The sequence below is a fragment of the Methyloversatilis sp. RAC08 genome, from assembly GCF_001713355.1.
Classification (GTDB): Bacteria; Pseudomonadota; Gammaproteobacteria; order Burkholderiales; family Rhodocyclaceae; genus Methyloversatilis.
Genome location: NZ_CP016448.1, coordinates 3,365,859 through 3,386,589, shown reverse-complemented (window position 1 = coordinate 3,386,589; position 20,731 = coordinate 3,365,859). Strand labels below are relative to the sequence as shown.

Annotated in this window: 19 protein-coding genes and 1 other RNA gene; 6 read left to right on the top strand and 14 right to left on the bottom strand. The window is 63.0% G+C overall.

Annotated features, from left to right (window positions below; genetic code table 11):
• Nucleotides 1–39: 39 nt before the first annotated feature.
• The 12 genes from rfaE1 to gyrA all read right to left on the bottom strand — a co-directional run bounded on the left by rfaE1 (nucleotide 40) and on the right by gyrA (nucleotide 13,497).
• Nucleotides 40–999: a D-glycero-beta-D-manno-heptose-7-phosphate kinase gene (rfaE1, locus tag BSY238_RS15325; RefSeq protein ID WP_069039910.1), complete on the bottom strand. Its 960-nt coding sequence runs from the start codon at nucleotides 997–999 to the stop codon at nucleotides 40–42.
• Between the two features lie 3 nt (nucleotides 1,000–1,002).
• Nucleotides 1,003–2,178 carry a lipopolysaccharide assembly protein LapB gene (lapB, locus tag BSY238_RS15320; RefSeq protein WP_069039909.1) on the bottom strand — a complete coding sequence of 392 codons (1,176 nt, stop codon included), beginning with the start codon at nucleotides 2,176–2,178 and terminating at the stop codon, nucleotides 1,003–1,005.
• An 18-nt stretch (nucleotides 2,179–2,196) separates the two neighbouring features.
• Nucleotides 2,197–2,427: a LapA family protein gene (locus tag BSY238_RS15315; protein WP_069039908.1), complete on the bottom strand. Its 231-nt coding sequence runs from the start codon at nucleotides 2,425–2,427 to the stop codon at nucleotides 2,197–2,199.
• An 11-nt stretch (nucleotides 2,428–2,438) separates the two neighbouring features.
• Nucleotides 2,439–2,744, bottom strand: a complete 306-nt coding sequence (locus BSY238_RS15310) for an integration host factor subunit beta (protein WP_069039907.1) — start codon at nucleotides 2,742–2,744, stop codon at nucleotides 2,439–2,441.
• Nucleotides 2,745–2,839: 95 nt separating this feature from the next.
• Nucleotides 2,840–4,519 (bottom strand): 30S ribosomal protein S1, encoded by a 1,680-nt coding sequence (rpsA, locus tag BSY238_RS15305; protein ID WP_069039906.1) that lies wholly within the window; start codon nucleotides 4,517–4,519, stop codon nucleotides 2,840–2,842.
• A gap of 136 nt (nucleotides 4,520–4,655) precedes the next feature.
• Entirely contained in the window at nucleotides 4,656–5,345 is a 690-nt protein-coding gene (cmk, locus tag BSY238_RS15300; protein ID WP_069039905.1) for a (d)CMP kinase, read from the bottom strand.
• On the bottom strand, nucleotides 5,342–6,637 hold the full coding sequence (aroA, locus tag BSY238_RS15295; RefSeq protein WP_069039904.1) for a 3-phosphoshikimate 1-carboxyvinyltransferase: 1,296 nt from the start codon (nucleotides 6,635–6,637) through the stop codon (nucleotides 5,342–5,344). The genes cmk and aroA overlap by 4 nt, the downstream gene beginning before the upstream one ends.
• A 54-nt stretch (nucleotides 6,638–6,691) precedes the next feature.
• Entirely contained in the window at nucleotides 6,692–7,570 is an 879-nt protein-coding gene (locus BSY238_RS15290; RefSeq protein WP_069040730.1) for a prephenate dehydrogenase, read from the bottom strand.
• An 8-nt stretch (nucleotides 7,571–7,578) separates the two neighbouring features.
• Nucleotides 7,579–8,676 (bottom strand): histidinol-phosphate transaminase, encoded by a 1,098-nt coding sequence (gene hisC, locus BSY238_RS15285; protein WP_069039903.1) that lies wholly within the window; start codon nucleotides 8,674–8,676, stop codon nucleotides 7,579–7,581.
• On the bottom strand, nucleotides 8,673–9,788 hold the full coding sequence (gene pheA / locus BSY238_RS15280; RefSeq protein ID WP_069039902.1) for a prephenate dehydratase: 1,116 nt from the start codon (nucleotides 9,786–9,788) through the stop codon (nucleotides 8,673–8,675). The genes hisC and pheA overlap by 4 nt, the downstream gene beginning before the upstream one ends.
• A 3-nt stretch (nucleotides 9,789–9,791) precedes the next feature.
• On the bottom strand, nucleotides 9,792–10,877 hold the full coding sequence (gene serC, locus BSY238_RS15275; protein WP_069039901.1) for a 3-phosphoserine/phosphohydroxythreonine transaminase: 1,086 nt from the start codon (nucleotides 10,875–10,877) through the stop codon (nucleotides 9,792–9,794).
• Between the two features lie 7 nt (nucleotides 10,878–10,884).
• Nucleotides 10,885–13,497: a DNA gyrase subunit A gene (gyrA, locus tag BSY238_RS15270; RefSeq protein WP_069039900.1), complete on the bottom strand. Its 2,613-nt coding sequence runs from the start codon at nucleotides 13,495–13,497 to the stop codon at nucleotides 10,885–10,887.
• A gap of 190 nt (nucleotides 13,498–13,687) precedes the next feature.
• On the opposite strand from gyrA, the gene BSY238_RS15265 reads away from it, so the two are divergent.
• The 6 genes from BSY238_RS15265 (at nucleotide 13,688) to BSY238_RS15240 (ending at nucleotide 18,242) form a co-directional block, all read left to right on the top strand.
• Nucleotides 13,688–15,019, top strand: a complete 1,332-nt coding sequence (locus BSY238_RS15265; RefSeq protein ID WP_069039899.1) for a TRZ/ATZ family hydrolase — start codon at nucleotides 13,688–13,690, stop codon at nucleotides 15,017–15,019.
• A 138-nt stretch (nucleotides 15,020–15,157) separates the two neighbouring features.
• A complete protein-coding gene (locus BSY238_RS15260; RefSeq protein WP_069039898.1) occupies nucleotides 15,158–15,901 on the top strand; it encodes an OmpA family protein in 744 nt (247 codons plus the stop codon).
• 120 nt (nucleotides 15,902–16,021) lie between these two features.
• Nucleotides 16,022–16,729: a bifunctional 2-polyprenyl-6-hydroxyphenol methylase/3-demethylubiquinol 3-O-methyltransferase UbiG gene (gene ubiG / locus BSY238_RS15255; RefSeq protein ID WP_069039897.1), complete on the top strand. Its 708-nt coding sequence runs from the start codon at nucleotides 16,022–16,024 to the stop codon at nucleotides 16,727–16,729.
• Complete coding sequence (locus tag BSY238_RS15250; protein ID WP_069039896.1) at nucleotides 16,722–17,381, top strand: HAD family hydrolase; 660 nt, start codon at nucleotides 16,722–16,724, stop codon at nucleotides 17,379–17,381. Before ubiG ends, BSY238_RS15250 begins: the two co-directional genes overlap by 8 nt.
• A 31-nt stretch (nucleotides 17,382–17,412) precedes the next feature.
• Nucleotides 17,413–17,775, top strand: a transfer-messenger RNA (tmRNA) gene (gene ssrA / locus BSY238_RS15245).
• 236 nt (nucleotides 17,776–18,011) lie between these two features.
• Nucleotides 18,012–18,242 carry a hypothetical protein gene (locus BSY238_RS15240; RefSeq protein ID WP_069039895.1) on the top strand — a complete coding sequence of 77 codons (231 nt, stop codon included), beginning with the start codon at nucleotides 18,012–18,014 and terminating at the stop codon, nucleotides 18,240–18,242.
• A gap of 532 nt (nucleotides 18,243–18,774) precedes the next feature.
• Here the strand turns inward: BSY238_RS15240 and BSY238_RS15235 are convergent.
• The gene (locus BSY238_RS15235; protein ID WP_069039894.1) at nucleotides 18,775–19,764 is read right to left on the bottom strand and encodes a YcjF family protein; all 990 of its coding nucleotides are present in this window, start codon (nucleotides 19,762–19,764) and stop codon (nucleotides 18,775–18,777) included.
• A gap of 43 nt (nucleotides 19,765–19,807) precedes the next feature.
• Nucleotides 19,808–20,683 carry a protease HtpX gene (gene htpX / locus BSY238_RS15230; RefSeq protein WP_069039893.1) on the bottom strand — a complete coding sequence of 292 codons (876 nt, stop codon included), beginning with the start codon at nucleotides 20,681–20,683 and terminating at the stop codon, nucleotides 19,808–19,810.
• Between the last annotated feature and the right edge of the window lie 48 nt (nucleotides 20,684–20,731).

The window sequence follows — 20,731 nt, the reverse complement described above, 5'->3', positions numbered from 1 at the left end:
CACAGGCAGACGAAAAACGGACGTCGCGCGACCGTCGGATCAGGTGTGACGCAGATCGGCCGCCAGTTCGTCGAGCGAGCATACCGCAGTGCCGAGCTTCGCAACGACGATGCCCGCTGCGCGGTTCGCCAGCCGCATCGCATCGGGCATCGAACTGCCTGCCGCCAGCATCACGGCCATCGTGGCGATCACCGTGTCGCCCGCGCCGCTCACGTCGTACACCTCGCGTGCGAGCGCGGGCTCGTGAATGACACCACCCGCGTCGTACAGGCTCATGCCGGCGTCCGAGCGAGTCAGCAGCAGGGCGCCGAGATTCAGCTCGTCGCGCAGCGTGCGCGCACGGCGCGCCAGATCGTCGTCATCCGCCCAGCGCCCGACAACCTCGCGCAACTCGTTGCGATTCGGCTTCAGCAGCGTGGCGCCGACGTAGCGCGAATAGTCGTCGCCCTTGGGATCGACCAGTACGCGTTTGCCGGCGGCTCGGGCAATATCCATCATGTCGCGGATGTTCGACAGTGCGCCCTTGCCGTAATCGGACAGGATCACCAGATCCGCGTCGCTCACCCGGCGAGCAAACTCATCAAGCTTGGCGCGCAATACTTCATGCGTCGGCATGTTCTCGAAATCGATGCGCAGCAGTTGCTGCTGGCGGCCGATCACGCGCAGCTTGATGGTGGTCGATAGCGCGGCGTCCTCGTGCAGGCTGGCGTCGATGCCCGCCGCCTGCATCTGGGTACGCAGCGTACGGCCGGCGTCGTCGGCACCCACCACCGACAACAGGCTGACGTGCGCGCCAAGTGCGGCACAGTTGCGCGCGACATTGGCCGCACCACCCGGCCGCTCCTCGACCCGGTCGATCTTTACCACCGGCACCGGCGCCTCCGGCGAGATGCGCTGCACGTCGCCGAACCAGTAGCGGTCGAGCATCACGTCGCCGGCGACGAGGATGCGTGCGCGCGAGGTGTCAGGCAACGACAAACTGGATGTCGGCAAGCTCATCGATCAGGGCGTGAGGTCGAATTCTTCGGTACGTTTGGGCGGATAGGTTTCCCAGCCGCCGCAGGCCGGACAGCGCCAGTGAAACTGGCGCGCCTTGAAGCCGCAGGTATCGCAACGGTAACGCGCCACACGGCGCGTGTGCGCATGAATGATGCCCTTCATCAGGTCGGAATCGGTGCGCGATTCCGGCGGCAGTGTCTGCATCTGCGCTTCAAGCAGCTTGTCGAGCCCGAGCAACGTCGGATTGCGGCGCAGCTCGTCGCGCACCAGCGCTAGCGCGCCGGCCGGCCCTTCCGTATCGAGCTCTTCCTTGAACACCACGTCGAGCAAGTCGAGCGACGTGTGGCGTTCCAGATAGCTCTTCAGCAACGTGATGCCCTGACGTTCGCGCCCGAGCTTGCGATAGGCGTCGGCGAGACGGCCGGCGACCAGGGCGAGGTAGACGGGATTCTGCTGCTCGACCCGCTGCCACTGTTCGATTGCCAGTTCCCATTGCTGCTCGGCGGCGTGCAGGTCGCCCATCAGTACCAGCGCACGGACACACTTGCGGTGCGTGGCCAGCGCGTCTTCGAGCAGTGGCCGGGCATCGTTGTAACGCGACTGCGCGAGCGCATGGGTCGCCAGTTCGCACAGGAACTGGGCGATGTCCTTCTGCGCGCGATGTGATTCGTCCGGCGGCAAGGCGCGTGCAATCTCTATCGCCTTCGCCCACTCCTTTTCCTGCTGGTAGATGTCCAGCAGGTGGTGCAGGGCCGCCATGTCGAGCGGCGTATTGCGAAGTCCGACGAACACTTCTTCGGCGCGATCGAGCAGACCGGCCTTCAGATAGTCCTGACCCAGTTCCAGCCGGGCATTCAGGCGCAACTCCGGCTTGATGTCCTCTCGCTTCACCAACGCCTGATGAATCTGGATGGCACGGTCCGTCTCGCCGCGGCGACGGAACAGATTGCCAAGCGCGAACTGCAGTTCGGTGGTTTGCGGATCGCTGCGGGTCGCCTCGATGAAGGACTCGATGGCGCGATCCGGCTGTTCGTTAAGCAGAAAGTTCAGACCGGCAAAATAGGAACGCGGCAGCGCTCTGGACTCGCTGACCAGGTGGCGAATGTCGATGCGCGCAGCCAGCCAGCCAAGCCCGAAGAAGAGCGGCAGCGCGAGCAACCACCAGAGTTCGATGTCCATGTTCAGTGGGTAGCCGACTCAGTCAGCCGAAGTGGGCGTCGGGCCCGACTGCTTGCGCGCATGCGTCCAGCCGGCAAACGCACCCAGCAGCACGCCCAGCACGAACAACGCGAGCAGCAAGACCGAAAGTTCGATGCGCCACTCGTGGCCGAAGAACCAGCGCACGGTGACCGGATCGCTGTTGCGCGCAGCAAGGCCCAGCAGCAGCAGGAAGACAACGATGCGCAGCAGCCAGTTGAGTATGGCCATGGGTGGTTGAATCAGGATACCGGCGTTGCGGCAGCCAGTGCCTGATCGACCCGTTCGCGCAGTTCCTTGCCCGCCTTGAAATGCGGCACGCGCTTCTCGGGCACCAGAACCTTTTCGCCGGACTTCGGGTTGCGACCTACGCGCGGCGGCCGGTGATTCAGCGAAAAACTGCCGAAACCACGAATTTCGATGCGGTCGCCGCGCGCCAGTGCGGCCGTCATTTCATCAAGAATCATCTTGACTGCGTAGTCGGCATCCTTCGCCACCAATTGCGGGAAGCGGGTAGCCAGCCGGGTGATCAGTTCGGATTTTGTCATGACAGATCGATTGAGCAGGTGCAAGGAACCGGATGATGACAAGACAACGCCGCCCGCAGGCGGCGCTGTCTCCAAGCCTCAATCGCAAGCCGCGATCAGGAGGGGTTCTTCAGCTTCGCCTTGAGCAGTGCACCCAGATTGGTGGTGCCGCTGCTGGCCGACGACCCTTCAGACTGAATCTTCTGGATCGCGTCGTTCTGGTCCGCCTGATCCTTCGCACGCACAGAGAGCGTGATCGAACGGGTCTTGCGGTCGAGATTGACGATCATCGTTTCGATCTCGTCGCCGACGTTCAGCACGGTGGTCAGGTCATCAACGCGATCACGCGAAGCTTCCGAGGCGCGCAGATAACCTTCAACGTCGTCGTTAAGCGCGATCACCGCGCCCTTGGCATCGACCGACTTCACGTTTCCGCGCACAACGCTGTTCTTGTCGTGGGTGGCGATGAAGTTGGTGAAGGGATCCCCATCCATCTGCTTGACGCCGAGCGAAATACGCTCGCGCTCGACATCGATCGACAGCACGATGGCCTCGACTTCGTCACCCTTCTTGTAATTGCGGACGGCTTCTTCGCCGGTCAGCGACCACGAAAGGTCGGACAGATGAACCAGACCGTCGATCGCGCCGGTCAGTCCGATGAACACGCCGAAGTCTGTGATCGACTTGATCTGGCCACGGACCTTGTCGCCCTTCTTGTGGTTCATCGAGAAATCTTCCCACGGGTTCGCCTGGCACTGCTTCATGCCCAGCGAAATGCGGCGACGATCTTCGTCGATTTCGAGAATCATCACTTCGACTTCGTCGCCCAGCTGGACAACCTTGGTCGGGTGGATGTTCTTGTTGGTCCAGTCCATTTCGGACACGTGAACCAGGCCTTCGATGCCCTGTTCGATTTCGACGAATGCGCCGTAGTCGGTCAGGTTGGTCACCTTGCCGAACAGGCGGGTGCCCTGCGGGTAGCGGCGCGAAATGCCCACCCACGGGTCTTCGCCCAGCTGCTTGAGGCCCAGCGACACGCGGTTCTTCTCCGCGTCGAACTTGAGCACCTTCGCTTCGACTTCGTCACCGACCGCCAGCACTTCCGACGGATGACGCACGCGACGCCAGGCCAGATCGGTGATGTGCAGCAGGCCGTCGATGCCACCAAGGTCAACGAATGCGCCGTAATCGGTGATGTTCTTGACGATACCCTTGACGATCGTGCCTTCCTTCAGATTCTCGAGCAGCTTCTCGCGCTCTTCGCCTGCGGTCAGTTCGAGCACTGCGCGACGCGAGACGACCACGTTGTTGCGCTTGCGGTCGAGCTTGATGACCTTGAATTCGAATTCCTTGTTCTCGTACGGCGCGGTGTCCTTGACCGGACGCAGATCGACCAGCGAGCCCGGCAGGAAGGCGCGGATGCCGTTGGTCATGACGGTCAGACCGCCCTTGACCTTGCCCGACACCAGACCCTTGACGATGGTGCCGTCGCCGAGCGCCTTTTCGAGTTCGTTCCACGCAGCGATGCGCTTCGCCTTGTCGCGCGACAGCCGGGTTTCACCGTAACCGTCTTCGAGCATTTCGATCGCAACGCTGACGTAATCGCCAGGCGCAACCGTGAGCTCGCCGCGATCGGTGCGGAATTCTTCGATCGCGATGTAGCTTTCCGACTTCAGGCCGGCATTCACGACAACGAAATTGTTGTCGACGCGCATCACTTCGGCGGTAATGACCTCACCGGCGCGCATTTCCTGGCGCTGGAGGCTTTCCTCGAACAACGCGGCAAAACTTTCCATGGAATCCATGGATTCGGACGACTGGGCAACTTGGGACATTGGCAAAAAGCCGCTTTCGCGGCAACGGGTTAGGGGTTAACACAACAACCTGCGAACATTCGGAGGCTGCACTTCCGGGACAACAGCGCATCAGGTATCAGCGACGCACCGGCTGCCCTGCTTTCACTTGCTCCCACGCGTCAAGAACCATCCTGACGGCGGCGTCTGCGGACATCGAACTCGTATCTAGCGGAATCGCATCGGCCACGCGCACCAGCGGCGCGTTGGCTCGTTTGCTGTCCCGTTCGTCGCGTTCACGCAAATCCTGAGAAAGACTTTCGAGGTTAGCAGAAACACCTTTTTCGATCAACTGCTTATAGCGCCTCTGCGCTCTGACCTCGACGCTGGCGGTGAGGAACACCTTGAGTGCAGCGTCAGGGAACACCACGGAGGCCATGTCACGACCGTCGGCCACCAGTCCGGGCAGCTGGCGGAAGGCGCGTTGCCGCGCAAGCAGGGCCTGCCGCACGCCCTGATGCACGGCAACCTTCGACGCCCCGACCGATGCGTCCTCGCTGCGCATCGCGTCCGACACTTCCTCGCCGGCAAGCCAGGTCGAATCGTCGGCGAAGCGCACATCCAGTGCGCGGGCAATGGCTTCAAGTTGCTTTCCATCGTCCAGTGACGCGCCACGGCGCAGTGCAGCGACAGCAGTCAGCCGGTAAAGGGCGCCGCTGTCGAGCAGATGAAAGCCCAGCGCCGCCGCGACGCGGGCTGCGACCGTACCCTTGCCGGATGCGGATGGTCCGTCTATCGCGATGACTGGCGCCCGGACGTCGCTGCTCATCGCGCCACCTCGGCCCAGCGAGTGAAGTAGTCGGGGAAGGTCTTCGCGACGCAGCCCGGATCCATGATGCGCAGCGGAACGCCACCCAGCGTTGCCAGAGAGAAGCACATGGCCATGCGGTGATCGTCATAGGTATCGATCGATGCACCGGCGATGAAGGCCTTGGGCGGGGTGATCGTCAGATAGTCGGCGCCCTCTTCCACCGTGGCACCGACCTTGCGCAGTTCGATCGCCATCGCAGCGATGCGGTCGGTTTCCTTGACCCGCCAGCTGGCGATGTTGCGCAGCCGGCTCGGACCGTCGGCAAACAGCGCGCAGATCGCCAGCGTCATCGCCGCGTCCGGAATGTGGTTCAGGTCGAGATCGAAAGCACGCAGTCGCCCGCTTGCCGGAGCGGATGCCTCCATCCAGTTCGGCCCCATGCGAATGACCGCGCCCAGCTGTTCGAGCGCCTGGGCGAAAGCGACATCGCCCTGAACCGAATCGCGGCCCACGCCTTCGACCCGTACCGGGCCGCCGCCGATCGCGCCGGCCGCGAGGAAGTAGGACGCCGAAGATGCATCGCCCTCAACGAAGCATTCGCCGGGTGACAAATACTCCGCCGCAGCCGGCAGGCTGATCGACGACCAGCCATCGCGACGGGCGTCGACGCCGAACTGGCGCATCAGGGCAAGCGTGATGTCGACATAGGGCTTGGAGATCAGCTCACCATCGATGTCGATGCGCACGGCGCGCCTCGTCAGCGGCAGCGCCATCAACAGCCCGGTCAGGAACTGGCTCGACACGTCACCGCGTACGCTGACGGCTTCCACCTGCCGCAACCGCGCCGGGTGGATGCGCAGTGGCGGAAATCCGGTCCGGCCCTCGTAATCGATCTGCGCGCCGACCTGGTGCAGTGCGTCCACCAGATCGCCGATGGGTCTTTCATGCATGCGCGGTACACCGTGCAGGCGGTACTCGCCCCCCATGAGCGCCAGCACCGCGGTCAGCGGACGAAAGGCCGTGCCGGCGTTGCCGAGGAACAAGTCCGCTTCGCGTACCGCGAACTGCCCGCCGGTACCGCGAACGCGATAGTCGTTGCCGCCCGCATGCTGCCATTCCACGGCGAGACTGCGCAGGGCATCGAGCATGCGGTCTACGTCGTCGGAGGACAGCAGGTCGTGCAGCAGCGTGTCGCCGCGCGCGAGCGCAGCGAGCAGCAGCACGCGATTCGAAATGCTTTTCGAGCCCGGCAACCGCAACGTACCGCGGGCAGTCGAGGCAGCAGGAAGATCGAGAAATTCTGTTTTCATGATTGCGGGAAGCTCCGCCGGCACCGTTTAATGAGGATGGGCCCGGCTGTCGGATCAGCTCTGGCGCTGCGCCCAGGCGACGCGCGCTTCTCGGGCGATGCCGAGCAGCTTTTCGATGCCCGCCGCGTCGCCTTGCTCGATCAGCGTGCGATAGCGCGCGAGTTCTTCTTCATAGGCGGTCAATTCGGAAAGCAAGGCGTCGCGATTGGCAAAGAAGATGTCGCGCCACATTTCGGGGTGGCTCGCTGCGATGCGGGTGAAATCGCGAAAGCCGCCGCCGGCAAGGCTGAATATCTCGTCGGCGTTCGACCGCGCAGCCAGTTCGGATACCAATGCGAACGACAGCAGATGTGGCAGGTGACTGACCGACGCCAGCCATCGGTCATGGTGTTCGGGCGAAGTGGTCGACACCTGGGCACCGCACACCTGCCAGGCCTTGCGGACCAGATCGATCGCGGCATCATCGTTCTCGACCAGCGGCGTCAGCACGACCCGGCGCTTGTCGTACAACTCGGCGCGCGCCGCCTGCGGGCCGCTCTTTTCGGCACCGGCGATCGGATGCCCGGGCACGAACTGACCGATGCGGGAGCCGAATTTGGCTCGAGCGACAGCTACGACATCGGCCTTGGTACTGCCGGCGTCCGTGACCACGGTATCGAGTGACAGATGCGGCATCAGGTGCGACATCACGACATCCATCTGGCCCACCGGCATCGCAAGCAACACCAGATCAACGCCTGGCAGGGCAGTTCGCCAGTCTGTCTCGACGCGGTCGACGAGGCCTAGCGACAGCGCTTCCTGCATGCTTTCGGCAGTGCGGCCGATGCCGACGACCTCACCAACCTGTTTCGCCTGCTTCAACGCCGCAGCAAATGAGCCACCGATCAGACCGACGCCGCAGACCAGCAGACGTCCGACCAGCGGCTTCGTCATGACGCCGGTCACGTCCGCGCCCTTGTCAGGGCATCGATGAAGCGCGCGTTCTCCGACTCGAGGCCGATCGACACGCGCAGCCACTCCGGCATTGCGTAGCCGGCGACAGGACGCACGATGACGCCCTGCTCGAGCAATCGGCGGTTGATGCGCGCCGCATCACCCGCACGGAAGGCGATGAAATTGGCACAGGAGCGGATGTACTCGATGTCCTGCGCGTCGAAGAACGCTTCCAGCTGGCGCAGCCCCGCTGCATTGGCGGCAGCCGATGCACGGACGAAGTCCTGATCGGCCAGCGCAGCCGCTGCTGCGGCAAGACCTACGTTCGACACATTGAACGGCTGCCGCACTCGATTGAGCAGATCGATCACCGGCGGCTGACCGATGCCGTAACCGACGCGCAGGCCACCCAGTCCGTACGCCTTCGAAAAGGTGCGCGACACCAGCAGGTTGGGGTAGCGCGCCAGCCAGCGTGCGCTGTCGTAGGCAAGGTGTGCCGGCAGATATTCGCTGTATGCCTCATCGAGAACGACCAGCACATCCGCCGGCACCGAAGCAACAAAACGCTCGAGTGCCGCAGCTTCGACGAATGTGCCGGTCGGATTGTTCGGATTGGCGATGAACACGACACGCGTGTCGTCGCGGATGGCGTCACGCATTGCGTCGGGATCGCAGCCGAAATTGCGTGCAGGCACCTCGATGCCGAAAGCCCCCGCAGCGAGCGTCGCCAGCGGATAGACCGCGAAGGCGTGCTTCGAATACACCGCACTGCACCCCGGACCCAGAAGCGCGCGCGCCACCATTTCGAGCACGTCGTTCGAACCATTGCCGAGCACGATCTGATCCATCCCGATGTCGTGATGGCGCATCAGCGCCTGCTTCAGTTCAAAGCCGTTGCCATCGGGGTAGCGCGGCACCTCGTCGATCGCTGCCAGCGCGGCCGCACGCGCATGCGGACTCATGCCCAGCGGGTTCTCGTTGGACGCCAGCTTGACGATGGAGGACTCTTCCAGCCCCATTTCGCGGGCCAGCTCGGAAATCGGCTTGCCCGGCTGATACGGGGAAATGGAACGGATATGCGCCGCAGCACGGTCGAACACACTCATGAATTGCTCACCGAAACCGGATAGGAACCGAGCACCTTGAGCGAACCTGCTTCGCCGCGGATGCGGGCGATTGCCTTGCTGACGGCCGGCTCACTCAGATGACCTTCGATATCGACATAGAAAACATACTGCCAGCCGCCACTGCCGAAGCCACGTACCGGTCGCGACTGCAACTTCGTCATGCTGACCCCCTCGTCGGCCAGTGGCTGCAGCAGACGCACCACTGAGCCGGAACGATTCTGGACCGTGAAGATCATCGAGGTCTTGTCGCGGCCCGAAGGACCGGCGTCATGCTCGCCGAGCACCAGAAAACGGGTGGTGTTCGCCGGATCATCCTCGATGTTGGCGGCAAGGATGTGCAGATCGTAGGCACGCGCCGCCGCCTCACCGGCAATCGCCGCAGCGCGCTCTTCCTCGGATGCACGACGCGCCGCCTCGGCGTTGCTGGCCACCGCCACCGTCGGTACGCCCGGCAGGTTGCGGTTGAGCCATTCGTGACACTGCGCAAGCGATTGCGAATGGGAGTAAACGCAACGCACCTGATTCAGTGGCGTATCGCGACTCATCAGATTCTGTTCGACGCGCAGCATGACCTCGCCGCACACCATCTGCGTCGTGCTGAGCAGCATGTCCAGCGTTCGTCCGACCGCGCCCTCGGTCGAATTCTCGACCGGCACGATGCCGTACGCCGCGTTGCCGGCTTCCACGGCACGGAACACCTCATCTATTGTGGCCAGTGGCAGCAGTGCCGGCGCCGAACCGAAATGCCGACGTGCCGCACTTTCGGAAAAGGTACCCGCCGGACCGAGGAAGGCGACCGTCAGCGGCTGTTCCAGCGCAAGACAGTGCGACATGATTTCGCGGAACACCGTCTTGACCGCGTGACCGGGCAGCGGGCCTGGATTGTTCTCCTCAAGCCGGCGCAGCACCTGCGCTTCGCGCTCCGGGCGATAGATGTTGCCCTGCTTGATTTCGCCGATGCGGTGCGCGACGCGCGCCCGTTCGGAAATGAGCTGGAGCACGCGCTGATCGATGTCGTCGATCGCGTCGCGCAACTTCAGCAATTCTTCCAGCTCGGAGGTGGAGTTCGGGGGAGTCGGATCGGATGCCATCGTTCAACCGTACCTGCGTTCGAATTCAGTCATGTAGTCGGCCAGTGCCCGCGCACCGTCGAGCGGCATCGCGTTGTAAAGCGAGGCGCGCACACCGCCCACTGCGCGATGCCCCTTGAGGTTGATCAGCCCGCGCCGGCGCGCGCCATCAAGAAAGCGTGTTTCCAGCCGCGGCTCGCGAAGGAAGAAAGGAATGTTCATGCGCGAACGGGAACCCTTCTGGATGCGGTTCGTGTACAGCTTCGAGCCGTCGAGCACGTTGTAGATCAGCGTCGACTTGGCAGCGCTCTCCCGCTGCATCGCCGCAACGCCACCTGCCTTCCTCACATGCTCGAACACCAGCCCGGCAACCCAGATCATGAACGCCGCGGGAGTGTTGTACATCGAATCCCACTCGACGTGGCGCGCATAGTTCATCACCGACGGCACCGCAGCGCGTGCGCGATGCAGCAGGTCGTCGCGGACGATCACGATCGCCAGTCCGGCCGGGCCGATGTTCTTCTGTGCCCCGGCGTAGATCAGGCCGAAGCGCGACACATCCAGCGGCCGCGACAGGATGTTCGACGACATGTCAGCCACCAGCGGAACGCTGCCGGTATCCGGATAGTCGGCAAATTCGACGCCACCTATCGTTTCATTGGCGCAGATGTGCACGTACGCGGCCTGCGGATCCAGTTGCCAGTTCGCCGCCTCGGGTACGCGATCGAATTCGCTTGCGGCTGCGCTGGCGGCGATGCGTACATTGACCAGAGATGCGGCTTCAGCCATCGCCTTGTCAGACCAGTAACCGGTATGGATGTAATCCGCGCTCTGCCCCTCGCGCGCCAGATTCAGCGGCACCATTGCGAAATGCGGCGTGGCACCGCCGTGCAGGAACAGCACGTGGTGAGAATCCGGGATCGCGAGCAGTTCGCGCAGATCGGCTTTGGCGCGGGCGAGAATATCGGCGAACGGTTCACTGCGGTGCCCCAGTTCGAGCGCCGAGTACCCGCCTCCATCAAAATCCTGCCACTCGCGCGCAATCCGCTCGATCACCGGGTCCGGCATCATCGCCGGCCCAGCCCCGAAGTTGTACGCGCGCTCGCCCATGTCAGAACTATTCCGCGTCCTCGCCCCCGGCATCAGCTTCACCGGCCGACTCCGACTCGCCGTCGGAATCGATATCGGCTTCGCTGTCGCTTTCGATCACCTTTTCGACGCCCGCGAGACGGGTGCCACCATCGAGGTTGATCAGCGTCACGCCCTGGGTCGAACGGCCCATTTCCCGGATGTCTTCCACCCGCGTGCGGATCAGCACGCCGCCGGTCGAAATCAGCATGATTTCATCCCGGGTATCGACCAGTACGGCACCGACCACCGCGCCATTGCGCTCGCTTGACGCGATCGCCATGACGCCCTTGGTGCCGCGACCATGCTTCGGATACTCGGTCACCCGGGTGCGCTTGCCATAACCGTTCTCGGTTGCGGTCAGCACACTCAGTTCATCGTTCTTGGACACCAGCATGCAGATCACGCTCTGGCCGCCTTCGATCATCATGCCGCGTACGCCGCGCGCAGTGCGGCCCATCGGACGCACGTCAGCCTCGGCGAATCGCACCGCCTTGCCGGCGTCAGAGAACAGCATGATGTCGTCGGTTCCATCGGTGATCGCGACGCCGATCAGTACGTCGCCTTCGTCCAGATCAACGGCGATGATGCCGGCCTTGCGAGGATTGCCGAAATCCGACAACGGCGTCTTCTTGACCGTGCCGCGGCCGGTGGCCATGAAGATGTAGTGGTTCTCGTCGAATTCCTTCACCGGCAGCACGGCCGTGATCTTCTCGCCTTCCATCAGCGGGAACAGGTTCACGATGGGCTTGCCGCGCGAGTTGCGCGAGCCTTCCGGCGCTTCGTACACCTTGAGCCAGTAGACGCGACCGCGGCTGGAGAAGCACAGGATGTAGTCGTGCGTGTTGGCGATGAACAGCTGGTCGACGAAGTCGTCTTCCTTCACCGCCGCCGCCTGCTTGCCGCGTCCGCCGCGGCGCTGCGAGCGGTAGTCGGCCAGCGGCTGGCGCTTGAAGTAGCCGCCGTGCGACAGCGTCACGACCATGTCCTGCTGGGCGATCAGATCCTCGATGCCCAGATCCTGGGTGTGCGTGACGATTTCCGAGCGGCGGCCGTCGGCGAACTGGTCGCGGATCTGGCGCAGCTCGTCGGAAATGATCCAGTTGATGCGTTCCGGACGGGCCAGGATGTCGAGCAGGTCGATGATCTGCGCGATCACCTCCTTGTACTCGGACATGATCTTTTCCTGCTCCAGGCCGGTCAGGCGGGCCAATTGCATGTCCAGAATGGCCTTTGCCTGCGCATCCGACATGCGGTAGCCGTCGGCGAACGAACCGAATGCAGCGTCAAGACCATCCGGCCGGAAAGCGTCGGCGCCGGCACGGGCAAGCATTTCGTCGACCAGCGGCGACTTCCACGGGCGCGACATCAGCCCGACCTGCGCTTCGGCGCGCGACGCCGAGGCCTTGATCAGCGCAATGATTTCGTCGATGTTCGACAGGGCAACCGCCAGACCTTCCAGCACGTGGCCGCGTTCGCGCGCCTTGCGCAGCTCGAACACGGTGCGACGGGTGATCACCTCGCGCCGGTGCGACAGGAAGCAGTCCAGCATTTCGCGCAGGTTCAGAAGGCGCGGCCGACCATCGACCAGCGCCACCATGTTCATGCCGAAGGTGTCCTGCAGCTGCGTGAGCTTGTACAGGTTGTTCAGGATGACTTCCGGCACTTCGTTGCGCTTGAGTTCGACCACCACGCGCATGCCGGACTTGTCGGACTCGTCGCGGATGTCGGAAATGCCCTCGATCCGCTTTTCGTTCACGAGCTCGGCGATGCGCTCGAGCAGGGTCTTCTTGTTAACCTGGTACGGCAGTTCGTCGACGATGATGGCCTGCCGACTGCCGCGATCGATGTCCTCGAAGTGCGTGCGGGCACGCATGACGACGCGGCCGCGGCCGGTCAGGTAGCCCTCGCGCACGCCGGTCAGACCATAGATGAAGCCGCTGGTCGGGAAATCGGGCGCCTGCACGATATCGATCAGTTGTTCAATCGTCGTATCCGGCTCTTTCAGCAGCAACTGGCAGGCGTCGAGCACTTCGCCAAGATTGTGCGGTGGAATGTTGGTCGCCATGCCGACCGCGATGCCCGCACTGCCGTTGATCAGCAGGTTGGGGATGCGGCTGGGCAGCACCAGCGGCTCCTGCTCCTTGCCGTCGTAGTTCGGTCCGAAATCGACGGTTTCCTTGTCGATGTCGGCCAGCAGTTCAGCGGCAATCTTGTCCAGACGGCACTCGGTGTAGCGCATGGCCGCCGCGTTGTCGCCGTCTACCGAACCGAAATTGCCCTGGCCGTCGATCAGCGTGTAGCGCAACGAGAAGTCCTGCGCCATGCGCACCAGGGTGTCGTATATCGCCGAATCGCCGTGCGGATGGTATTTACCCATCACGTCGCCGACGACGCGCGCGCACTTCACATAGGGCCGGTTCCACTGGATGTTCGCTTCGTGCATCGCGAACAGCACCCGGCGATGCACCGGCTTGAGGCCGTCGCGCACATCGGGCAGCGCGCGGCCGACGATCACGCTCATCGCGTAATCGAGGTAGGAATGCCGCATTTCGTCTTCGAGCGAAATGGGCAGCGTTTCCTTGGCAAAAGAAATGGTCATCTGAGGGCGGGAGGCGGACGGCGGCTGTCGTTGTATGAAACCAGTCAGACGGCTTGCTGTCTGTGCGGGCGGTTTGTGCAGCCAAACCGCAAGTTTAACATGCGCTTGCACTCGCCCCGGGGCCGCCGCACCTCACCCGGACAGACTAGACTTCGCCGAATCGCACTGACCTCGCCACCGCCCGACATCCATGCAGACAGCGCAAGCGCCCGTTGCCATCGACCTGTTGATCGAAGCCCGCTGGATCATCCCGGTCGAACCGGCCGGGGTGGTACTGGAACATCACGCCGTTGCAGTCAGCAACGGCCGCATCGTTGACCTGCTGCCAGCGGAAGAAGCGCGCCAGCGCTACGCGCCGGTTGAACTCCGGTTGCTGGACGAGCATGTGCTGATTCCGGGTCTGGTCAATGCGCACAGCCACGCCGCGATGAATCTGCTGCGAGGCTACGCGGACGACCTGCCGCTGATGCGCTGGCTGAGCGAGCACATCTGGCCGGCCGAGCAGGAACATGTGAGCCATGATTTCGTCCGCGACGGCACCGCGCTGGCCTGCGCTGAAATGCTGCGCGGCGGCATCACCTGCTTCAACGACATGTACTTCTTTCCGGATGCCGCTGCCGAAGCCGCGATCGATCTGGGCATGCGCGCGGTGCTGGGCATTGTGGTGATCGAGTTTCCCAGCGCCTGGGCCAGCGACGCCGATCAGTACATCAGCCGGGGGCTCGCAGTGAGGGATCGCCATAAATCCCATCCGCTGCTTCACTTCACGCTGTCGCCACATGCACCGTATACGGTTTCCGACGCCACGTTCGAGCGCATCCGCACACTTGCCGAGCAACTTGATCTGCCCATCCACACCCATGTGCACGAGACGCAGAGCGAAATCGAGCAGAGCATTGCGCAATATGGAGTAAGGCCGCTTGAACGTCTGCACCGGATCGGTCTGGTCGGTCCCGGACTGATTGCAGTGCATGCAGTGCATCTGGATGCTGACGAAATTGCGCTGCTGGGCCGCGAAGGCTCGAGCGTGGCGCACTGCCCCAGTTCCAACATGAAACTAGCGAGCGGCGCAGCGCCAGTAACGGCGCTGATGGCGGCAGGCGTCAATGTCGGACTGGGCAGCGACGGGGCTGCCAGCAACAATCGGCTCGACCTGTTCCAGGAAATGCGCCAGGCCGGGCTTCTTGCCAAGCTGACGACCGGCGACGCCGCTGCGCTGCCGGCAGCTCAGTTGTTGCATATGGCAACACTGGGGGGCGCACGCGCGCTCGGTCTCGATCACCTCATCGGCTCCATTCGCCCGGGCAAGTCGGCAGATCTCTGCGCCGTGGCGTTCGACGCGTTCGAAACACGTCCCTGTTACGCGCCGATGTCGCACATTGTGTATGCCGCAGGGCGGGAACATGTCAGCGAAGTATGGGTCGCAGGACAAGCGCTTGTCAGCCGTGGCATCATGTTGCACCCGCACAACAACGAATTGAAGGCGCGCGGGCGGCTGTGGCAAAATAAGGTAATCAAATAACGGCTTGCCGCTGCCGTCCTGGCGGATTTCGCTGGTAATCGTGGCTCCAGCAAAGACTTTGCGGGCGTTTGCTCCGGAATCTTGCGGATCCATGGAAGGTCCGATTTACAACCGATTCAAGTCTCATACGAGGGGATCATGCTAAAACAACTGACGCAAAAACCGCTGCTCATCGCTCTGCTTGCTGCTTCCGCCGGCTTTGCTTCGAACGCATCCGCGGCTGAAGACATCAAGGTCGACCCGAAGATCCAGGCCCACGTCCCGTATGTGATCGACAGCCGCGGCGTTGTCGTTCGCAGCGCGACCGGACTGTGCTGGAGAACCGGTTTCTGGACCCCGGCCTACGCAGCGTCAGTGCCTGCAGTCGGCTGCGCATGCGACAAGGACCTGCTGCCGAAGGACGTTTGTGAGCCGCCCGCTCCGGCTGCTGCCGCCCCCGCACCGAAGGCAGAACCCGCACCGGCGCCGGCACCGGCACCCAAGCCCGCCGCACAGAAGATCACCCTGTCGGCTGACGCCCTGTTCGATTTCGACAAGGCCGTGCTTCGCCAGGAAGGCAAGGACAAGATTGACGACGTGGTCAGCAAGCTCGGTTCGATCGACCTCGAAGTGATCATCGCTGTCGGCCACGCCGATCGCATCGGCAAGGAAAAGTACAACCAGACGCTGTCCGAGAAGCGCGCAGCTGCGGTCAAGGAATACATCGTCAGCAAGGGCGTCGAAGCCAACCGTGTCTACACGGAAGGCAAGGGCGAATCGCAGCCGGTCACGGGCGATGCCTGCATGAAGATGGGCGCAGAGAACTTCCGCAACAAGAAGCTGGTGAATTGCCTCCAGCCTGACCGTCGCGTGGATATCGAAATCATCGGCACCCAGAAGTAAGCGGGTCCCTTGATCTGAAAAGCCCTGCACTCGTGCAGGGCTTTTTTTCGTCCGACTTTTCCCGAGGCTGCGTATACCATCGACTGCAACCGATGAACGTCCTGCCCTGTCCATACGCACATGACTACTCAACAGAACGCTGATCCGCTCGAGCTGGAGAAGTTTTCCGAACTCGCGCACCGCTGGTGGGACCCGGAATCCGAATTTCGCCCGCTGCATGAAATCAACCCGCTGCGCCTCGACTGGATAGACGGCTGCATCGGCATCGCCGGCAAGCGCGTACTCGACGTCGGTTGCGGTGGCGGTATCCTGTCGGAAAGCATGGCGGCGCGCGGCGCCGACGTAACCGGCATCGATCTCAGCGAAAAGGCACTGTCGGTCGCGCGCCTGCACCTGCTGGAAAGCGGCCGGAAGGTGCGGTATGTACTCCAGTCAGCGGAAGACCACGCGCGCGAAAGCGCTGATCAGTACGACGTGGTGACCTGCATGGAAATGCTGGAACACGTACCCGATCCCGCGAGCACGATACGCGCATGCGCCACAATGGTGCGCCCGGGCGGTACGGTTTTCTTCTCGACGCTGAACCGTAATCCGAAGTCCTGGCTGTTTGCCATCGTCGGCGCGGAATACATATTGCGCTTGCTGCCGCGAGGCACGCACGAATACGAAAAGTTCATCAAACCGTCTGAACTCGCACAGGACGCGCGAGCGGCAGGCCTGCGCGAAGCCGAATTGATGGGGATGAGTTACAACCCACTGACCAAGGTCTATTCGCTCGGCCGCGACACAACGGTCAACTACCTGATGCGATGCCTGCGCGATGAATGAATTGCACACACGTGGCGTGCTGTTCGACCTTGACGGTACGCTCGCCGATACGGCTCCGGACCTCGGCGATGCGCTGAACCGACTGCGCACCGAGTCGGGCCTGCCCGAACTGCCGGCAGACGTGCTGCGGCCACACACTTCGGCCGGCGCACGCGGCCTGATTGGCGCCGGTTTCGGGATCACCCCCGACGACGAGCGCTATACCGCGCTCGCCAGTCGCTTCCTGGCGATCTACGAAACCGCCCTGTGCGTGCAAACCCGCTTGTTCGAAGGCATGGGTGAAGTGCTGACCCGGCTCGAACTCGCCAGCCTGCCCTGGGGCGTCGTCACGAACAAGGCAGCGCGCTTCACGCTGCCACTGATGCGCGAACTCGGTCTGCACGAACGCGCGTCCAGCATCATCAGCGGTGACAGCGTCCCGGTACCGAAGCCGGATCCTGCAGGCCTGAAGCTGGCGGCCGAACAGATGGCGGTCGCCCCGGCACGTTGCATCTACGTCGGAGATGACCTGCGCGATATCGAAGCCGGCCGGGCCGCCGGCATGCGCACCGTTACGGCAGCCTTCGGCTACCTCGGCACCGGCACGCACTACCGTGACTGGGGCGCCGATCACATCATCCACCACCCGCTCGAACTGCTCACCCTCTTGTAATCACCTTCGGGTGGTACCATGTAGCTGCTGAGGGGGCGACCTGGTCTCGACGTGGGTCGCGAAGCAGCGCAGGGCATACCGAGGGTCGGAGCACCTCGTAAATCCAACCGAAAATTAGATAGTCGCCAACGACGAATCTTACGCTCTGGCCGCTTAAGGCCGGACGCTGCACCGACTGATTAGCGGGTCGGGCCGGGCAACCGGTCGCAGCGCCATTAACAGCTAAAGTAAGGATGCACTCCGCCGCGTGGTGCATCACGAAAACCTAGCGGATCGCCTTTCATCAGCCTGCCGGGTCGGCGGGTGACGGGTTAGACCAAATGGCCAGGCTAAGTATGTAGAACTGTCTGTGTAGGGCTTGCGGACGCGGGTTCGATTCCCGCCGCCTCCACCATCATTGAGTCGAAGGCAGTACCAAGAAAGCCGAGATCTTTTAATTTATAAGGGATTTCGGCTTTTTTCCGTCCACGGTCGGGCTGGATCGCTTGCTGTATTCCTTGTCTGTCAGGCAACACGACAAACTGACCCCCTGACGACACGAGGAATTGACCCTCTTCGTGGAAGCAGGTCGAAGCGGAAGACGTTACCGAGCACTCTCTCCGGTCCGACTGGACCGAAGGGAGGCGGGCGATGCTCAAGCTGGCATCGCTGGCCTCGGCACTTTTTCGTGACGTTGTGATTCTCATTGTGCCCGGCGCTGCCATTCGTGGATCGCTTGTCGCCACTGCACGGGTGAGTGCGCACGCCGGGAGCATCGTGGCAGGCAGTCTGACCGATGCCGCGCTCCCCAGCTTCGTCATTTCAAGCTCATCGTGGCAGTCGGCCGTGCCCCTTGCCGGCGCCAATGGCTGGCTGCAGTAGGATCGTCATCAGGCCGCCTGCAGTACCAGCCCGACCGGACCGGCAAGTTGCACCGGCGACGAGCCAGGGTCGGTAAATATGGTCTTCCAGATTCCAAACGGACTACCGCTTGTCATCGAGATGCGGCGACGCTCCGATCGTTCACAGGCGCTCTGTTGTTCGGCCTGGGCGGGCACCACAGCGCAGGCCCGTCTGTCGACAGGGGCCACACGCTGGCCTGTAGCGGTCTCCTGGACATAGGTGACGGCAGCCGCCGGCCACCTCGTCCCGGACTACTCGCTGATCGGCCAAGGCCGCGGCTACGATTTCCGGCAGGCTGTCGCCGCACCCGTACCCGAACCTGCGAGCAAGGCGCTCATGCATGGCGGACTGTTACTCATATCTGGCCGGCAGCGTGTGCATCGCCGGTTTCGACCGGCCTGAGCGTCCCCCTCGATCGCATGCCCCTTGGATACTTCCCAAGGGTGCCAGATGCGAGTCAGCGCAGGCAGTTTCGGGGTAACGGAAAACCGAAATCATTCATGCGCACCTTTCAGCTCCCGCGAACCATCGCCATCACGCGCCCCATGTCCAGTGTTTCAGCCTGCTGCCGGATCTGTGGCACGTACTGCGCCTGCATCTGCTTTGCTGGCGCGAGCAGGTTCTGGAAGGTGTCACGCAGCATCGCGGCATTCATCACGCGACCGCCGGCGTAGTAGCGCTTCGCCAGTTGGCCGAGCGCATAGGTGGTGGCGAACGAGAACGCCATGCCGGTCGCCGCGCCGCCCAGCTTGCCGAAGGTCTTGCCGGCCGCCTTGCCGAGCAGGCCGCCGAGCAGCTTGCGACCGAACTGTTCGAGATATTGCGACGTAAGCCCGACGCCCGCCGCGGCGATAAATTCCTTGATGTGGCCCTGATCGAGCGCAACGCCGTGGGCTTTGCCGATGCCATAGACCATCTTGACCTGCAGCGGAATGATGGCCATGGACGCCCAGGACTGCGGCAGCAGTTCAAGCGCACCGTTGACAAGCGCGTAGTTGAGAATGGACTTGTCGAGTTCGGCCTCCGGCACGGACGACTGAAACACGGTGGCCGCCGCGGCAGCAGGTACCGCTGCCACCGGGCGCGATGACTCACCGGCGGACACCGGCACGGCCACCTCGCTCGATGCCACGATGGCATCCGCTTCGGCATCGAAAGTGGCCGCCTGCTGAACGTCGATCTGCAGACGTGTCTTCAGGTCACCCAGAAAACGCAGTTCCGCTTCGCTCTGCCGGCCGTCTGCATCGCAGACGCACACCGCCATTTCGTAAGCGAGCTGGCGCTGGCCCGCGTCGGTCAGCGCGGCGATGCGCGCATCGAGCGACACGCGCCTGAGCAGCACATCCTGATAGACGCGCCCCAGGTCGGCACCGCCCGCATCGTCCGAAATGGATTCGGCGATGCGGCGGATTTCGTCGCGCTCGCGGTCATGCTTGCTACCGTCGGTGAGCGCCGCATGCAGCACGATGGCCAGCAGGGCGCTCTGTTCTTCGGGCTTCATGTCGTCACTCCGGTTCGGTTGCTCGACTGCATCGCTGACGCAGTCATTGCGCGGCCTTCAGGGCAGCGATGCGTTCTTCCAGCGGCGGGTGCGTCATGAACAGGCGCTTGAGGCCGCCATTGCCGCCGCCCGCGATGCCGAACGCTGCCATCTTGTCGGGCAGCGGCTGCGGATGCAGCGAGTTCAGGCGCTCCAGCGCGGCGATCATGTTGCTGCGGCTGGCCAGTCGTGCGCCACCGGTATCGGCACGGAACTCTCGCTGGCGCGAGAACCACATGACGATGATGGACGCGAGCACGCCGAGGATCAGTTCGGCCACGATCATCGTGACAAAGAAGGCCGGGCCATGACCGTCTTCATTCTTGAATATGACCCGGTCGACCGTGTGGCCGATGATGCGCGAAAGGAACATCACGAAGGTGTTCACGACACCCTGGATCAGCGCCAGCGTCACCATGTCGCCATTGGCGGCGTGCGCCACCTCGTGGCCGATGACCGCTTCGGCTTCGGCACGGGTCATCTGCTGCAGCAGGCCGCTCGACACCGCGATGAGCGAACTGTTCTTGCTCATTCCCGTGGCAAACGCATTCACGTCCGGCGCATCGTAAATACCGACTTCGGGCATCTTGATGCCGGCCTCGGCAGAATACTTTCGCACGGTTTCGTAAAGCCAGAACTCGGTCGAGTTGGCCGGCGTTTCGATGACTCGCACGCCCATCGCGCGCTTTGCGGTCCATTTGGAAATCGCCAGCGAAATGAGCGAGCCGCCGAAACCCATCACGGCGGCGAAGATGAGCAACGAGCCCAGATTGAGGCCGTTCTCGTTCAGGTAGGGCTCGACGCCCAGCAAGCGCATGGTGATGGACAGCACCAGCACGATGGCCATATTGGTGGCAAGGAACAGCAGGACGCGTTTCATGACGTGAATCTCCTTTTTCTTGGGCGGGCAAAGCGAACTGCCCTCGGT

Bases quoted from the DNA above. Each gene is read 5' to 3' on its own strand.
- BSY238_RS15290 (WP_069040730.1), bottom strand. From the start codon at position 7,570: ATGACGAAGCCGCTGGTCGGACGTCTGCTGGTCTGCGGCGTCGGTCTG.
- rpsA (WP_069039906.1), bottom strand. From the start codon at position 4,519: ATGGAAAGTTTTGCCGCGTTGTTCGAGGAAAGCCTCCAGCGCCAGGAA.
- ubiG (WP_069039897.1), top strand. From the start codon at position 16,022: ATGACTACTCAACAGAACGCTGATCCGCTCGAGCTGGAGAAGTTTTCC.
- rfaE1 (WP_069039910.1), bottom strand. From the start codon at position 999: ATGAGCTTGCCGACATCCAGTTTGTCGTTGCCTGACACCTCGCGCGCA.
- cmk (WP_069039905.1), bottom strand. From the start codon at position 5,345: ATGAGCAGCGACGTCCGGGCGCCAGTCATCGCGATAGACGGACCATCC.
- lapB (WP_069039909.1), bottom strand. From the start codon at position 2,178: ATGGACATCGAACTCTGGTGGTTGCTCGCGCTGCCGCTCTTCTTCGGG.
- BSY238_RS15310 (WP_069039907.1), bottom strand. From the start codon at position 2,744: ATGACAAAATCCGAACTGATCACCCGGCTGGCTACCCGCTTCCCGCAA.
- BSY238_RS15315 (WP_069039908.1), bottom strand. From the start codon at position 2,427: ATGGCCATACTCAACTGGCTGCTGCGCATCGTTGTCTTCCTGCTGCTG.
- BSY238_RS15240 (WP_069039895.1), top strand. From the start codon at position 18,012: ATGCTCAAGCTGGCATCGCTGGCCTCGGCACTTTTTCGTGACGTTGTG.
- serC (WP_069039901.1), bottom strand. From the start codon at position 10,877: ATGGGCGAGCGCGCGTACAACTTCGGGGCTGGGCCGGCGATGATGCCG.
- BSY238_RS15260 (WP_069039898.1), top strand. From the start codon at position 15,158: ATGCTAAAACAACTGACGCAAAAACCGCTGCTCATCGCTCTGCTTGCT.
- BSY238_RS15235 (WP_069039894.1), bottom strand. From the start codon at position 19,764: ATGAAGCCCGAAGAACAGAGCGCCCTGCTGGCCATCGTGCTGCATGCG.
- htpX (WP_069039893.1), bottom strand. From the start codon at position 20,683: ATGAAACGCGTCCTGCTGTTCCTTGCCACCAATATGGCCATCGTGCTG.
- BSY238_RS15250 (WP_069039896.1), top strand. From the start codon at position 16,722: ATGAATGAATTGCACACACGTGGCGTGCTGTTCGACCTTGACGGTACG.
- aroA (WP_069039904.1), bottom strand. From the start codon at position 6,637: ATGAAAACAGAATTTCTCGATCTTCCTGCTGCCTCGACTGCCCGCGGT.
- pheA (WP_069039902.1), bottom strand. From the start codon at position 9,788: ATGGCATCCGATCCGACTCCCCCGAACTCCACCTCCGAGCTGGAAGAA.
- BSY238_RS15265 (WP_069039899.1), top strand. From the start codon at position 13,688: ATGCAGACAGCGCAAGCGCCCGTTGCCATCGACCTGTTGATCGAAGCC.
- gyrA (WP_069039900.1), bottom strand. From the start codon at position 13,497: ATGACCATTTCTTTTGCCAAGGAAACGCTGCCCATTTCGCTCGAAGAC.
- hisC (WP_069039903.1), bottom strand. From the start codon at position 8,676: ATGAGTGTGTTCGACCGTGCTGCGGCGCATATCCGTTCCATTTCCCCG.